Below are 12,993 nucleotides of genomic sequence, written 5' to 3' on the forward strand. Positions count from 1 at the left end.
TGCGGCAGATTTCGGGATGGTGCGTGACCGCATCGGGCAGGGAGCCGTCATGGCAAGGCAAAAAAGTGGCGCGATCATCTCCAGCGGGCTTGTCCTTCTGGTTGCGGGAGGGTTCTGTGTCTATGCCCGCGCTTCGCAAAGCGGCGGATCACAGGATCGCTACCCTGTCATGGCGCGCTTCATTTCGGCGAACGGACTGGCAGTGGGGGCCAATGTGGACATGGACGGCGTGCCCGTCGGGCGCGTGACATCCATTGCACTGGATCCGGCAACCTACATGGCCAATGTGGGCTTCACGCTGGACCGTACATTGTCCCTGCCGACGGATACAACCCTGTCGATCGGCAGCCCGACGCTTACGGCGGACACGGCCCTGCTGGTGCAGCCGGGGCAATCCGCGGACAGGCTGAAACCCGGCGCGGTCATTACAAATACGCGTGAACCGCTCAGCCTGGAACAGCAGGTCAGCAACTACATCTTCGGCAATGGCGGCCTGCCCAGCGACTGAAAGGCGGCCTGAAAAGCCAGGCCAGGAAATATCGTGCAATCACAATAAAGTTGCTGGGTGCCGCCCTTTTTTCAGAACGCGCTCCACAAACGCCACCTTTGTGAAAAAGGCGGTACCCGATAACTCTTGTTGTTTTTTATCGTCGGGTTGCTTTCAGGCAGCTTGCAGGCGGGTAGGCCACGGCACTCAGTCATTCATCGGATAGGACGCCATGAGCCTGCGCTGGCGCAGCCACGCGCGCAGCATGGCCATCGCCCCGCTGCTTTTCCATCCCTCGCGCCGCTTTTTCGCGCCGATGCGGAAGGTTTCGCGGTAATGCATGAACTGCGTCATGTAGGCATCGCGCAGGGTGGTGCGGGCATCCCAGATATGGGTGGCCTCGGACCCCACGCCATTGATTTCGATGATCTGGAAATCCTCGCCCTTGCGCAGGCTGGCCAGGCTGAGGACCTTGGCGTCGATCCGGCCGAAATGGAAATCGGGAATGTCGCGCATGATGGTGTTCACGCGTGCCTGCAGTTCGGGTGTTATGTCCACCGCGCGGTCATGGAAAATCGAGCCCTTGCAGTGATTGCCCGCGAACACCAGCGGCAGTAACTGGCCCGCTGGCGGGATTTCATGCAGGCGCGCCTTCAGTCGTGGCAGGTAGATGTGGGGGACCAGGCGGGTGCGGGCATCGGCATGGATCAGTTCCTCCACCGTGGAGGTGCCATCACCTGTCAGGCACGGCACTTCCTTGTAGGTCAGGGAGGTGATGCGGCCGTCCGCCTCATCGGGGTGGCGGATGTAGAACAGGCCGACCTCGTGCCCGTAGGGGATCAGGTGCTGCAGCATGACCGGCACGTCGCGGCCGAATGCGGCCAGACCCGCGCGCAGGCTGTCTTCATCGCGCATGATCCGCACGCCGGTGCCATTGCACCCGATATCGGGCTTGAGCACGACGGGAAAGGACAGGCCTGCCCCCTTCATCGCCGCCAGCGCGCGCGGCAGGTCATCACGGCCCGTGGTCAGTACGGCATAGGGGGCGATCCACTTACGGGCCACATCTCCCGCCATGTCCAGGATCGAACTCTTGCTTTCCCCGCACAGGCCGCCGGTCTCGATCCGGGGGTTGGCGGCGGTGGGCAGGCTGAAATCACGGTGCCACAGCCCCAGTATGATCCAGTACAGCACGATGGGGGTGTAGAAGATCCATCCCGGCCAGAATTCAAACGCGGAAACCGTAGGGGCCCCGGCCTGCCTGTCCGGCCTGCTGTCAATGGCTGTGGTTACGTCGGTCATCGGGTCTCATTACTTTGCAAACGTGCGATCATGCGGCTGATCAGGAATATGGTCAGGACAAAACCGGCCATGCCTGCCCATTTCCATGTCCCCAGATGGTCGATCAGGAACTGCCCCACCCGCAGTGAGACAAGGAACAGCATGGATGTCCATATCAGCGTCGCCAGCACCGCCGCGATACAGAACAGCCCGAACCGTGCGCGGAAGAAACCACACGCGGTGTAAAGCGGCAAGCGCGCGCCGGGCACGAAACGGCTGATGAACACGATGCGGAATACGTTGCGGTCGAACCACTGTCCTTCCTGCGCGCCGCCGGGCAGGGTGATCCATTTCCGCGCCGGTGGCCACAGCGCCGCCAGCCTGCCCATGCCGTACAGCCCCATGTCCCCCACGACAATGCCGATATACAGCGCCACCAGCGCCACCGTAAGATCGACATGCCCGGTGCGCACCTGCATGGCGGTCATGATGGTCGCGGCGTCTTCCAGTATGAAGGTGCCGATGATGATCGCCAGCCCCTGCATGACAGGCGACGCCCCGGCCGCCATGAGGTAGGCGGTCAGCGTGGGCATGCGCGCAGTTCCAGCGTGTCCCGACCGGGCGGGATGGGAAAACCGTGACTACGCAAGCACAAGCCCTTCAGTCGGCCCGGCAGGCGGGCGTGGAAAACATTGGCCATAAGCGGCCAACGGGAAATGACGACGGGCGTTCTTGTGACATGCTTCGCCTGTCGTCACAAACGCGAAATTGTGTCGCAGCGTGTACACGGCCATGCCCGCGCCCCGTGTGGGCCGGCCCGACATTGATATGGATGCAAGTCAGACATTGAAACGGGGGCAAGGCCGTGGCACAGCATTCGGAATGCTTGTACGTCGCCGCCTTCTTCATGTCGCCGCCGCTTCCCTTGCCGGGGCTGGTGCCTCATGGCTCATGCCCGCGCGCGCGGCGCACCATGCGGCCGCGTCCGCCACGGGGGGCGGGGATTACGCCACCTTCCTGGCCACCGTGCGGCGTGATGCGATTCGTCAGGGGCTGACGGCTGATGCCGTGGCCCGGGCGCTGGCGCTGTCCGCGCCGAACATGCAGGTCATACAGCGTGACCGCAACCAGCCGGAATTCCACCTGACATGGGCGCAGTACCGTGACCGCGTGCTGACCCAGCGCAAGATCGCGGATGGCCGCGCCGCCTTCGCGCAGCAGCGCGCGATTCTGGAACAGCAGGTGCTGACCCGCTACGACGTGGCCGCCGGCGCGGTGATGGGCATATGGGGGCTGGAATCGGGCTATGGCGCGATGACGGGCAAATTCGCGGTGGTGGATGCGCTGTGTACCCTGGCGTTCGAGGGACGGCGTGCGAAATTCTTCCATGACGAGCTGTTCCACGCGCTGGCCATCCTCAATGCGGGCGACATCACGCCCGAACTCATGACCGGCAGTTACGCAGGCGCCATGGGGCAGCCGCAGTTCATGCCCTCGGCCTACGTGAAATACGCCGTCGATATCGATGGCGACGGGCGGCGCGACATCTGGCATTCCATACCGGACGTGTTCGGCTCCATCGCCAACTACCTTGCCGGGTCCGGCTGGGTGGGGGGCGAAAGCTGGGGCCAGCAGGTGATCGTGCCCGACACCGTGGCGCAGTCCACGCTGGGCCGCACCCAGACCCGCACGCTGGCGGAATGGATGGCGATGGGCGTGCGGCAGATGGGCGGCGCGCCCTTTGAACGGCCGGCCGATACCGGCGCCGTCCTGCGCCCCGACGGGCCGGGGGGCGAGGCCTTCATGGTCTATCGTAATTTCGCCGCGATCCGTCGCTACAATCCATCTGATTTCTATGCGCTGGCCGTTGGCCTGCTGGGGAACGAAATCGCGTGACGGACCCTGTCACGCCAGCCATGGCCGCGCGCCCGGCTGGCACCTACCGGACCAAGGATGCAATGCACACCCGACGTTTCCTTCTGGCTGGGGCCACCAGCCTTCTTGTATCCACCCCGGCATGGGCCGCGGGCCGCCGCCGCCATCCCGCAGCAATGCCCGCCGCGGCCGAACCCGCGATCCCGTCCTCCCCGGCGAACAGCCTGATCGGGCCGATCGACACCATTGCGCGGTGGGCGTGCATTGTCGATTACACCACGGGCGCCGTGATCCTGGAAAAGGCGGCGGATGAGCGCATGCCGCCGTCATCGCTGACCAAGATGATGACGGCCTATGTCGTGTTCGGCATGCTGCGTGCCGGCAGGCTGACGCTGGAACAGTCGCTGCCGGTCAGTGAAAAGGCATGGCGCATGCAGGGGTCGAAGATGTTCGTGCCCCTGAACGGGTCCGTTGCGGTGTCCGACCTGATACAGGGCATGGTGATCCAGTCGGGCAATGATGCGTGCATCGTGCTGGCCGAAGGCGTCGCGGGGTCGGAAGACCAGTTCGTCAGCATGATGAATGCGCAGGCCGCACAGCTGGGCATGACCAACAGCCATTTCCTGAACGCCACGGGCTGGCCGATGGACGGGCATTACATGTCCGCGCGCGATGTCGCGACCATCGCCATGCACCTGATCCACGATTTCCCCGAATATTATCATTTCTTTTCCGAACGCAGCTTCACCTTCAACAGGATATCGCAGGAAAACCGCAACGCGCTGGTGGTCCGGGGCGTGGCCGACGGGCTGAAGACCGGCCATACCGACGCCGGTGGCTTCGGGCTGTGCGCCAGCGCCGAACGCGGCGGCAACCGCATTGTCATGGCCATCAACGGCCTGCCCAGCAGCAACGCGCGCGCCAATGAGGGTGAGCGGCTGTTTGAATGGTCATTCGTCAATTTTGAAAACGCGACCCTGATCCGTAACGGCGCGGTGGTGGACAACGCCCCGGTCTGGCTGGGGCAGGCGCCCACCGTGCCGCTGGTCGCGACCCGTGACGTGACGCTTACGCTGCCCCATGGCTGGCAGAACCGGGTGCATGTCAGCGTGGATTACCGCAGCCCCGTGCCCGCGCCGGTCACGGCGGGGCAGCAGTTGGGTGAAATGGTTATTGCCAATACGGGCCTTGCGGAAATCCGCATTCCGCTGGTCGCGGGGGCCGCGGTGCCACGGCTGGGGCTTATGGGCCGGGCCTCGGCCGTGCTGGGTCGCAAGCTGGGACACGGCTAGGCCATGTCCGGGCTGTTCATCACGTTTGAAGGCGGCGAGGGGGCGGGCAAGTCCACGCAGGCCCGCCTGCTGGCCGACCACCTGCGCGGCCTCGGGCTGGATGTGGACCTGACGCGGGAGCCGGGCGGCACGCCGGGGGCGGAGGCGCTGCGCGACTTCCTGCTGTTTGGCGGTCACGACCTGTCGCCCCGGGCCGAGGTCATGGCCCATTTCGCCGCCCGCGCCGACCATGTTGACCGGCGTATCGCCCCGGCACTTGCGGCGGGGAAGGTGGTGATATGCGACCGCTTCAGCGATTCGACCGAAGCCTATCAGGGGCATGGGCTGGGCGATGGTGATCCCGCGCTGCTGGACATGATCGCCCACCTGCGCGCGCTGGTGCCCGTGGTGCCCGACCTGACCCTTGTGCTGCAGGTGCCACCCGCCATTGCCGTCGCCCGCATGGCGGAACGCGCCAATGGCCGCACCGACCGGTATGAAGCGCTGAACACCGCGTTCCATGCCCGTGTCGCGGCCGGGTTCGACGCGATTGCCCGGCGTGACGCCACGCGCTGCCGCCGCATTGACGCAAGCGCGACGATGGACGCAGTGCGCGACGACATCCGCGCTGTCGTCGGCCCGTACCTGAAACGGGCGGGCAATGCCTGATCCACGCGCCTGTCGCCGCCTGCTGGGGCATGACATGGCGTGGCAGGAATTCCTGTCGGTCATCCGCACCGGCAGGCTGCATCATGCCTGGCTGCTGACCGGGCCGGAGGGGATTGGCAAGGCCACCATGGCCTTCATGATGGCGCGTACCCTGCTGGGCGCGCAGGACCATGACAGCCCCGTGGGCCGCCGCGTTACCGCGGGCACGCATGCCGACCTGCTGGTGATCGCGCGCGGGATGGATGAAAAACGCCACCGCCCGCGCCGTGAAATCGTGGGCGATGACATCCGCCCCATATCCGCCTTCCTGCGCCGCACGGCGGCTGAAGGGGGCTGGCGGGTCGTGATTGTCGATGGCGCGGAATACATGAACCGCACGGCGGCCAACGCCATCCTCAAGATACTGGAGGAACCGCCCGAACGCGCCATCCTGATCCTGACCACATCGGTGCCCGGACGGCTGCTGCCCACCATCCGCAGCCGCTGCCGGGTGCTGGCCCTGTCGCCGCTGGATGACGCGGCCATGCGCGCGGTGCTGGCGGACATGGAATCCGCCCCCACGCCGGACCAGGTCGCGCGCATCCTGCCGCTGGCCCACGGCGCGCCGGGACGGGCGGGGGGGCTGCTGGCGGGGAATGCAGCGGAACTGACCGCAATCGTGGCGGGCGTGATGGATGGCACGGTGGGGGAGGATGCCGGGTATGACATTGCCGAACAGGTGACCCGGCGTGAAAATGGCTTTAGCGTCTTTTTCGATCTGCTGTGTGATGCCATATCAGACAGGACGCGTAACCTTGCCCTGCGCACGGAGCAGGGGCGTGAGGGGGATCCGCATCCGGCCCGACTGGCCCTGCTGTGGCAGGACATGGTACGGCTGCGCGCGGAAACCGAACAATTCAATCTGGATAAACAGCAGGCGCTGCTTACGGCGCTTGCGCGGGTGAGTGGAATATGACACGGCGCTACTACGTCACAACACCAATCTATTACGTGAACGGGGCGCCGCATATCGGCCACGCCTATACATCGGTCGCAGCCGATGTGATCGCGCGTTTCAAGCGTCTGGCGGGGTTTGACGTCTTTTTCCTGACCGGCACGGACGAACACGGGCAGAAGGTGGAACAGGCGGCGCAGGCGGCGGGCATGACCCCCATCGCCTTTGCCGACCGCGTGGCCGCCGATTTCCGTGACATGTACGACAAGATGGCCATTTCGTACGATGACTTCATCCGCACCACCGAACCGCGCCATGCGGACGGCGCGCAGGCGCTGTGGAAAAAGTTGGAGGAAAACGGCCATATCTACCTTGGCGCGTATGAAGGCTGGTACGCCACGCGTGATGAGTGCTTCTATGGCGAGGAAGAACTGATCGACGGCCCGGACGGGAAGAAGGTCGCCCCCACGGGTGCCGCCGTGGAATGGGTGAAGGAACCGTCGTACTTTTTCAATCTGTCCAAATTCGGTGACAGGCTGCTGGAACTGTACGAAACCCGCCCCGGCTTCATCGAACCCGCCAGCCGCCGCAACGAGGTGGCGAGTTTCGTGAAGCAGGGCCTGCGCGACCTGTCCATAAGCCGCACCAGCTTCAACTGGGGCATTCCCGTGCCGGGCGACCCGAAGCATGTGATGTATGTGTGGGTGGACGCGCTGGCCAACTACCTGTCCGCCGTGGGTTACCCGGACCAGACGGCCCCGCGCTGGGATTTCTGGCCCGCTAACCTGCATCTGGTGGGCAAGGACATCCTGCGCTTCCATGCCATCTACTGGCCCGCGCTGCTGATGGGGGCGGGGCTGGACCTGCCCGATCGCGTGTTCTCGCACGGGTGGTGGACCATCGAAGGCCAGAAAATGAGCAAGTCGCTGGGCAATGTGGTGGATCCGCGCGACCTGGTGGCGGAATTCGGCCTCGACCCGATCCGGTTTTTCCTGATGCGTGAAATGCCCTTTGGCGGTGACAGCGACCTCAGCCGTCGCGCCATCATCTCGCGCATGAATGTCGAACTGGCCAATGACCTTGGCAACCTGGCCCAGCGCACGCTGTCGCAGATCGCACGCAACTGCGATGGAAAGCTGCCGCCGCAGGGCACCCACACGCCCGAGGACACGAAGCTTCTGGCCGCCGCCAGCCTGCTGCCGCAGATCATGCATGAACAGATCGACCGGCAGGCCCTGACCGATGCGCTGGAGGAAGTGTGGAAGGTCATTCGCGCCTGCAACGCCTATATCGACCATCAGGCGCCATGGAAGCTGAAAAAGACCGATGCCGCCCGCATGGGCGACGTGCTGCGCGTGCTGGCCGATGCGCTGCGCATTATCGCCACCGTGCTGCAGCCCTACATGCCCGGCAGCATGGATAAAATGCTGACCCAGCTTGGCGTGCCAGATGATGCGCGGGATTTTGCATCCCTTGATGCACCGCTGCCGGCGGGATGCACGCTGCCCGCGCCGCAGGGCATTTTCCCCCGCCATGTCGAACCGGAGGCTTCATGACCCGTACGGGACTGACCGACTCCCACTGTCACCTTGACCATTTTTCCGATGAGGAAATGCCCGAAATCCTGGCCCGCACGCGGCAGGCCGGGGTGGATGGCATGGTGACCATCGGCACCCGCCTGTCCCGCGCCGACCAGCAGAAGAAGCTGGCGACGCTGGATACGCCCGACCTGCGGGTATGGTGCACCATTGGCACCCATCCCGACCATGTGGATGAGGAAGTCCTGCCCGACGCGGCGGCACTGGCGGCGATGGCCGATGACCCCCGCGTGGTGGGCATTGGCGAAAGCGGGCTGGACTATTTCCATGGCCAGCCCGACATCCGGCCGAAGCAGCATGAAAGCTTCCGCGTGCATATCGACGCGGCGCGGCGCACCGGCCTGCCGCTGGTGATCCACACGCGCGAAGCCGATGACGACACGCTGGGTATCCTGCGCGACGAGACCGCGCGTAATGGCGCGTTCCCGTTCCTGATCCACTGTTTTTCATCCGGGCCGGACCTTGCGCGCGGGGCGCTGGAACTGGGGGGGTATATCAGCTTCTCCGGTATCGCGACGTTCAACCGCGCGCAGTCGGTGCGTGATGTGGCGAAAGACGTGCCGGATGACCGGCTGCTGGTGGAGACCGATTCGCCCTACCTTGCCCCGGTGCCGCGCCGTGGCAAGCGCAACGAGCCGGGATACGTGGCCTATACCGCCCGCATGCTGGCTGAACTGCGCGGGATGGAAGATGCCGCGTTCGCGGAAATGACAACCCGCAATTTCAGCCGCCTGTTCAGCCGGGCGGTCTGACGGATGGAAATGATCATCCTTGGCTGCGCCGGCTCGGCTGGCGTGCCCATGCTGGGTGGCCCGGACGGGGCAGGGGACTGGGGTGAATGCGACCCGAACGAGCCGCGTAACCGCCGCACGCGGTCATCCGTCATCATAAGTGACGGGCCGGGGCGCATGCTGCTGGTTGATACGGGGCCGGACCTGCGTGACCAGTTGCTGGCGCAGCGGATCGGCGTGGTGGATGCGGTGCTGTACACCCACGCCCATGCCGACCATATCGCCGGGCTGGATGAACTGCGCGCCATCAACCGCATCATTGGCGGCCCGCTGCCGGTTTATGGCACGCGGCAGGTGATGGATGAAATCAGCATCCGCTTCGACTACGCCTTCCGCCCCTGGACGCCGCCGCACATCTTCCGTCCCATACTGGATGTCCATCATGTGATGCTGCCATCCACCGTAGTGATGGCGGGGATGGAAGTTCAGGTATTCGGCCAGTGCCATGGCAGGACCGAAACGCTGGGCCTGCGGGTGGGGCCTATGGCCTACTGCACTGATGTCGCCGAAATGGATGACGTGGCGCTGGATACGTTGCGCGGCGTCGATACGTGGGTGGTGGACTGTTTCCAGCGTGGGGACCATCCATCCCACGGGTGGCTGGCGCGGGTGCTGGAATGGCGCGACATCATCCAGCCGCGCCGCACGGTGCTGACCCATATGGGGCCGGACATGGACTGGGCGTGGATGCAGGCCAACCTGCCCGACGGGGTCGAGGCGGCGTATGACGGGCTGCGCCTGCATGCTGGTGAAAAATAAAAGTTTTTCGGGTACCGCCTTTTTTCAAAAAGGCGGCGTTCCCTGAAGCTTCCTGAAAAAAAGCATCACCAGAAATCTTCTTGTGACCGCAGGATATTTTGCCACGCGTCGGAGCGGCCTGGCCGCCGTTTGCGCAATAAAGCGCATCGGACCTGCGCGTAATGCTTGCCAGCGCCCGATTAGCACCCTAAGAGGGTGCGCCAACGGTCGGTGACCCGAGGCGCGGGGTAGCCGCCATCTGCTGACGAGGCCCCTGCATCATGTCTTCCACTCCCAAAAACACATCCGCCCCCCGGCTTGAGGACCGCATCCGCGAGGCCCTCGCCTTTGATGACGTGCTGGTTGTTCCTGACGAATCGAATGTCCTGCCATCGCAGACATCGACCAAAACCCGGCTGACGCGCAAGATTACCCTGAATATCCCGCTGATCTCATCAGCCATGGATACCGTGACCGAAGACAGCATGGCCATCGCCATGGCGCAGAACGGCGGCCTTGGCGTGATCCACAAAAACCTGACGATCGAACAGCAGGCCGAGCAGGTCCGCCGCGTCAAACGTTTCGAATCGGGCATGGTGGTCAACCCCGTCACGGTCTATCCCGACCAGACACTGGCGGAAGTGAATGCCATCATGTCCCGCCACGGGATCAGCGGCCTGCCGGTGGTCGAACGCGAGACCAACCGCCTGGTCGGCATCCTGACCAACCGCGATGTCCGCTTCGCCACCGATCCGGCGCAGCGCGTGTATGAACTGATGACGCGCGAAAACCTGGTGACCGTACGCAACAACGTGGACCGGGACGAAGCCCGCCAGCTGCTGCACCGCCACCGGATTGAAAAGCTGCTGGTCATTGATGATGAAGACCGCTGCATCGGCCTGATTACCGTCAAGGACATGGACCGTGCGGTGCAGTATCCGCAGGCCAACAAGGACAGCCTTGGCCGCCTGCTGTGCGCGGCCGCGACCGGCGTGGGCGATGATGGTGTTGCGCGCGCGCGCGAACTGATCGCGGCGGGCGTGGATGTGGTGGTGATCGACACCGCCCATGGCCATTCATCGGGCGTGCTGAAAAGCATCGAGCGCATCCGCGCCATTGAAAACGATATCCAGATCATTGCCGGTAACGTCGCGACACCCGAAGCGGCGCGTGCGCTGATTTCCTCGGGCGCGGACTGCGTGAAGGTGGGCATCGGGCCGGGGTCGATCTGCACCACGCGCGTGGTCGCCGGTGTGGGCGTGCCGCAGTTTTCCGCCGTCATGGAAACCTCTGCCGCGTGTCATGAACTCGACGTGCCTGCCATTGCCGATGGCGGAGTGCGGACCTCGGGCGATATCGTCAAGGCGATCGGGGCAGGTGCCGACGTGGTCATGATCGGCTCGCTGCTGGCCGGCACGGAAGAAGCGCCGGGCGAGGTGTTCCTGTATCAGGGCCGGACCTACAAGTCCTATCGCGGCATGGGTAGCCTTGGCGCCATGTCCCGCGGGTCGGCGGACCGCTATTTCCAGCAGGACATCAAGGACACGCACAAGATGGTCCCCGAAGGGATCGAGGGCCGCGTGGCCTACAAGGGCGCGATGGGCGCGGTCATTCACCAGCTGGTGGGCGGACTGCGCGCGGGCATGGGCTATACCGGTTCCGCCACCGTTGCCGACCTGCAGCAGCGCGCGCGCTTCCGCCGCATTACGGGCGCGGGCCTGCGTGAAAGCCATGTGCATGACGTGTCGATCACGCGTGAAGCCCCCAACTACCGGCAGGACTGACCCTGCCGGTTCCATGACAGCAACGGTTCCATAATCCATGACACCCAGTGCACGGCTTTCCGCCGCCATTGACCTGCTTACCGCAATGGAGGCGACGCCACAGCGGCCTGCCGATGCGCTGGCCAATGCCTTTTTCCGTGAACGGCGATATATTGGCGGCGGCGACCGCCGGGCCATTTCGGCCCGCGTGTGGCGTATCCTGCGGCACTGGCGCAGGCTGCACTGGTGGATCGAACGCGTCGGCATGCAGCCAACGCCCCGCCTGCTGGCGCTGGCCATGATGGCGCTGGACCCGCAGGGGCGTGAAAACCCCGATGACCTGTTTACGGGCGAACGCTATGCCCCGCTGGGCCTGACCGGGCCGGAGCGGCGGCTGTATGACCAGCTTCGTGACCAGGATCTGACCCATCCCGACATGCCGCGCGCGGTCGTGCTGGAGGTGCCGGACTGGCTGCTGCCCCGTCTGGAACGGACGTTTGGCGACGGGCTGGAGGCGGAACTGGCCGCGATGGAGGGGGAGGCGACGCTGGACCTGCGCGTCAACCTGCTGAAATCAGACCGCCCCACCGCGCGTGCCGCGCTGGAGACAGACGGCATCCGGGCGCAGGACACGACGCTGTCCCCATGGGGCCTGCGGGTTGCGGGCCGCCAGCCGGTGACATCATGCGCGGCCTTCCGCAGCGGCATGGTGGAAATACAGGATGAAGGCAGCCAGCTGGTCGTGGCCGCCGTGGGCGCGCGGCCGGGCATGCGCGTGCTGGATTACTGCGCGGGGGCTGCGGGCAAGACGCTGGGCATGGCCATGACCATGGAAAATTGCGGCCATATCGTCGCATGCGATGTGTCCGAACCCCGGCTGGAAGGGGCGGTGCGTCGCCTGCGCCGCGCGGGCGTCCATAATGCCGAACGCCACCTGCTGGTTGCGGGTGACCGCTGGGCGCGTCGGCGCAGCGGCAGTTTCGACCGCGTGCTGGTTGACGCACCGTGCACCGGCACCGGCACATGGCGGCGCAACCCCGATGCCCGCCTGCGCCTGCGTGAACGCGACCTGCTGGAACTGACCGCCAAGCAGGCCGACATCATTGACCGCGCGGCCAGCCTTGTCCGGCCCGGCGGGCGGATGGTGTATGCCACGTGTTCCATCCTGCGGGAGGAGAACGGCGACCAGATCGCGGCTTTCCTTGCGCGCAACCCCGCCTTTTCGGTAGTGACGCCCGATGGGGTGGACGATGACCTGCCGCCGGGCCTGGCGGTGGACGGACAGGTACGCCTGACGCCGCGCCAGCACCATACGGACGGTTTTTTTGCTGCCATCCTGCAGCGCGATTCCTGATATGATATTTCTGCGGCGGGGTGCTTGGGCATAACCTGCCGACGGGAATGACAGGCGTTTTCGGGTGCCGTCTTTTTGGGAAAGGCGGTGTTTCCCGATGATTCCTGAAAAAAGCTTTATCAGAAATTTCTTTATAATCTGCAGGACGTCTCATAGGCAGGTTGTGAAAACAGTCTTCTGGATAACAAGAAAAACCACACGCCAGAACCGCATTCCGGGCCCATGAAACAGA

Annotated in this window: 12 protein-coding genes; 10 read left to right on the forward strand and 2 right to left on the reverse strand. The window is 64.7% G+C overall.

Annotated features, from left to right (window positions below):
• The first annotated feature begins 49 nt into the window (after positions 1 to 49).
• Positions 50 to 508 (forward strand): MlaD family protein, encoded by a 459-nt coding sequence (locus AC1RQ9_RS05015; protein ID WP_193732183.1) that lies wholly within the window; start codon positions 50 to 52, stop codon positions 506 to 508.
• 186 nt (positions 509 to 694) lie between these two features.
• On the opposite strand, the gene AC1RQ9_RS05020 is transcribed toward AC1RQ9_RS05015, so the two are convergent.
• Together AC1RQ9_RS05020 and AC1RQ9_RS05025 are read right to left on the reverse strand one after the other, a co-directional pair.
• On the reverse strand, positions 695 to 1,789 hold the full coding sequence (locus tag AC1RQ9_RS05020) for a D-alanine--D-alanine ligase (protein WP_485985824.1): 1,095 nt from the start codon (positions 1,787 to 1,789) through the stop codon (positions 695 to 697).
• Positions 1,786 to 2,361 carry a DedA family protein gene (locus AC1RQ9_RS05025; protein ID WP_193732181.1) on the reverse strand — a complete coding sequence of 192 codons (576 nt, stop codon included), beginning with the start codon at positions 2,359 to 2,361 and terminating at the stop codon, positions 1,786 to 1,788. Before AC1RQ9_RS05025 ends, AC1RQ9_RS05020 begins: the two co-directional genes overlap by 4 nt.
• A 289-nt stretch (positions 2,362 to 2,650) precedes the next feature.
• Between AC1RQ9_RS05025 and AC1RQ9_RS05030 the strand changes: the two genes are divergently transcribed.
• From AC1RQ9_RS05030 to AC1RQ9_RS05070, 9 genes are all read left to right on the forward strand, one after another.
• Complete coding sequence (locus AC1RQ9_RS05030) at positions 2,651 to 3,664, forward strand: lytic murein transglycosylase (RefSeq protein WP_485985825.1); 1,014 nt, start codon at positions 2,651 to 2,653, stop codon at positions 3,662 to 3,664.
• Entirely contained in the window at positions 3,661 to 4,935 is a 1,275-nt protein-coding gene (locus tag AC1RQ9_RS05035; RefSeq protein ID WP_485985826.1) for a D-alanyl-D-alanine carboxypeptidase family protein, read from the forward strand. Before AC1RQ9_RS05030 ends, AC1RQ9_RS05035 begins: the two co-directional genes overlap by 4 nt.
• 3 nt (positions 4,936 to 4,938) lie before the next feature.
• Positions 4,939 to 5,583, forward strand: a complete 645-nt coding sequence (gene tmk / locus AC1RQ9_RS05040) for a dTMP kinase (protein WP_485985827.1) — start codon at positions 4,939 to 4,941, stop codon at positions 5,581 to 5,583.
• A complete protein-coding gene (locus AC1RQ9_RS05045; RefSeq protein ID WP_485985828.1) occupies positions 5,576 to 6,538 on the forward strand; it encodes a DNA polymerase III subunit delta' in 963 nt (320 codons plus the stop codon). The genes tmk and AC1RQ9_RS05045 overlap by 8 nt, the downstream gene beginning before the upstream one ends.
• Positions 6,535 to 8,073 (forward strand): methionine--tRNA ligase, encoded by a 1,539-nt coding sequence (metG, locus tag AC1RQ9_RS05050; RefSeq protein WP_485985829.1) that lies wholly within the window; start codon positions 6,535 to 6,537, stop codon positions 8,071 to 8,073. Before AC1RQ9_RS05045 ends, metG begins: the two co-directional genes overlap by 4 nt.
• Complete coding sequence (locus AC1RQ9_RS05055) at positions 8,070 to 8,867, forward strand: TatD family hydrolase (RefSeq protein ID WP_485985830.1); 798 nt, start codon at positions 8,070 to 8,072, stop codon at positions 8,865 to 8,867. Before metG ends, AC1RQ9_RS05055 begins: the two co-directional genes overlap by 4 nt.
• 3 nt (positions 8,868 to 8,870) lie before the next feature.
• Positions 8,871 to 9,665, forward strand: coding sequence for an MBL fold metallo-hydrolase (locus AC1RQ9_RS05060; RefSeq protein ID WP_485985831.1), 795 nt, complete (start codon positions 8,871 to 8,873; stop codon positions 9,663 to 9,665).
• A gap of 260 nt (positions 9,666 to 9,925) precedes the next feature.
• The gene (gene guaB, locus AC1RQ9_RS05065) at positions 9,926 to 11,428 is read left to right on the forward strand and encodes an IMP dehydrogenase (RefSeq protein WP_193732172.1); all 1,503 of its coding nucleotides are present in this window, start codon (positions 9,926 to 9,928) and stop codon (positions 11,426 to 11,428) included.
• A 37-nt stretch (positions 11,429 to 11,465) separates the two neighbouring features.
• Positions 11,466 to 12,761, forward strand: a complete 1,296-nt coding sequence (locus tag AC1RQ9_RS05070; RefSeq protein ID WP_485985832.1) for an RsmB/NOP family class I SAM-dependent RNA methyltransferase — start codon at positions 11,466 to 11,468, stop codon at positions 12,759 to 12,761.
• Positions 12,762 to 12,993 lie beyond the last annotated feature (232 nt).

It is taken from the genome of Komagataeibacter ossonobensis, assembly GCF_057359305.1.

Excerpts from the sequence above, each read along its gene's own strand:
- AC1RQ9_RS05015 (WP_193732183.1), top strand. The coding sequence starts at position 50 with ATGGCAAGGCAAAAAAGTGGCGCGATCATCTCCAGCGGGCTTGTCCTT.
- AC1RQ9_RS05020 (WP_485985824.1), bottom strand. The coding sequence starts at position 1,789 with ATGACCGACGTAACCACAGCCATTGACAGCAGGCCGGACAGGCAGGCC.
- AC1RQ9_RS05025 (WP_193732181.1), bottom strand. The coding sequence starts at position 2,361 with ATGCCCACGCTGACCGCCTACCTCATGGCGGCCGGGGCGTCGCCTGTC.
- AC1RQ9_RS05030 (WP_485985825.1), top strand. The coding sequence starts at position 2,651 with ATGCTTGTACGTCGCCGCCTTCTTCATGTCGCCGCCGCTTCCCTTGCC.
- tmk (WP_485985827.1), top strand. The coding sequence starts at position 4,939 with ATGTCCGGGCTGTTCATCACGTTTGAAGGCGGCGAGGGGGCGGGCAAG.
- AC1RQ9_RS05045 (WP_485985828.1), top strand. The coding sequence starts at position 5,576 with ATGCCTGATCCACGCGCCTGTCGCCGCCTGCTGGGGCATGACATGGCG.
- metG (WP_485985829.1), top strand. The coding sequence starts at position 6,535 with ATGACACGGCGCTACTACGTCACAACACCAATCTATTACGTGAACGGG.
- AC1RQ9_RS05055 (WP_485985830.1), top strand. The coding sequence starts at position 8,070 with ATGACCCGTACGGGACTGACCGACTCCCACTGTCACCTTGACCATTTT.
- AC1RQ9_RS05060 (WP_485985831.1), top strand. The coding sequence starts at position 8,871 with ATGGAAATGATCATCCTTGGCTGCGCCGGCTCGGCTGGCGTGCCCATG.
- guaB (WP_193732172.1), top strand. The coding sequence starts at position 9,926 with ATGTCTTCCACTCCCAAAAACACATCCGCCCCCCGGCTTGAGGACCGC.
- AC1RQ9_RS05070 (WP_485985832.1), top strand. The coding sequence starts at position 11,466 with ATGACACCCAGTGCACGGCTTTCCGCCGCCATTGACCTGCTTACCGCA.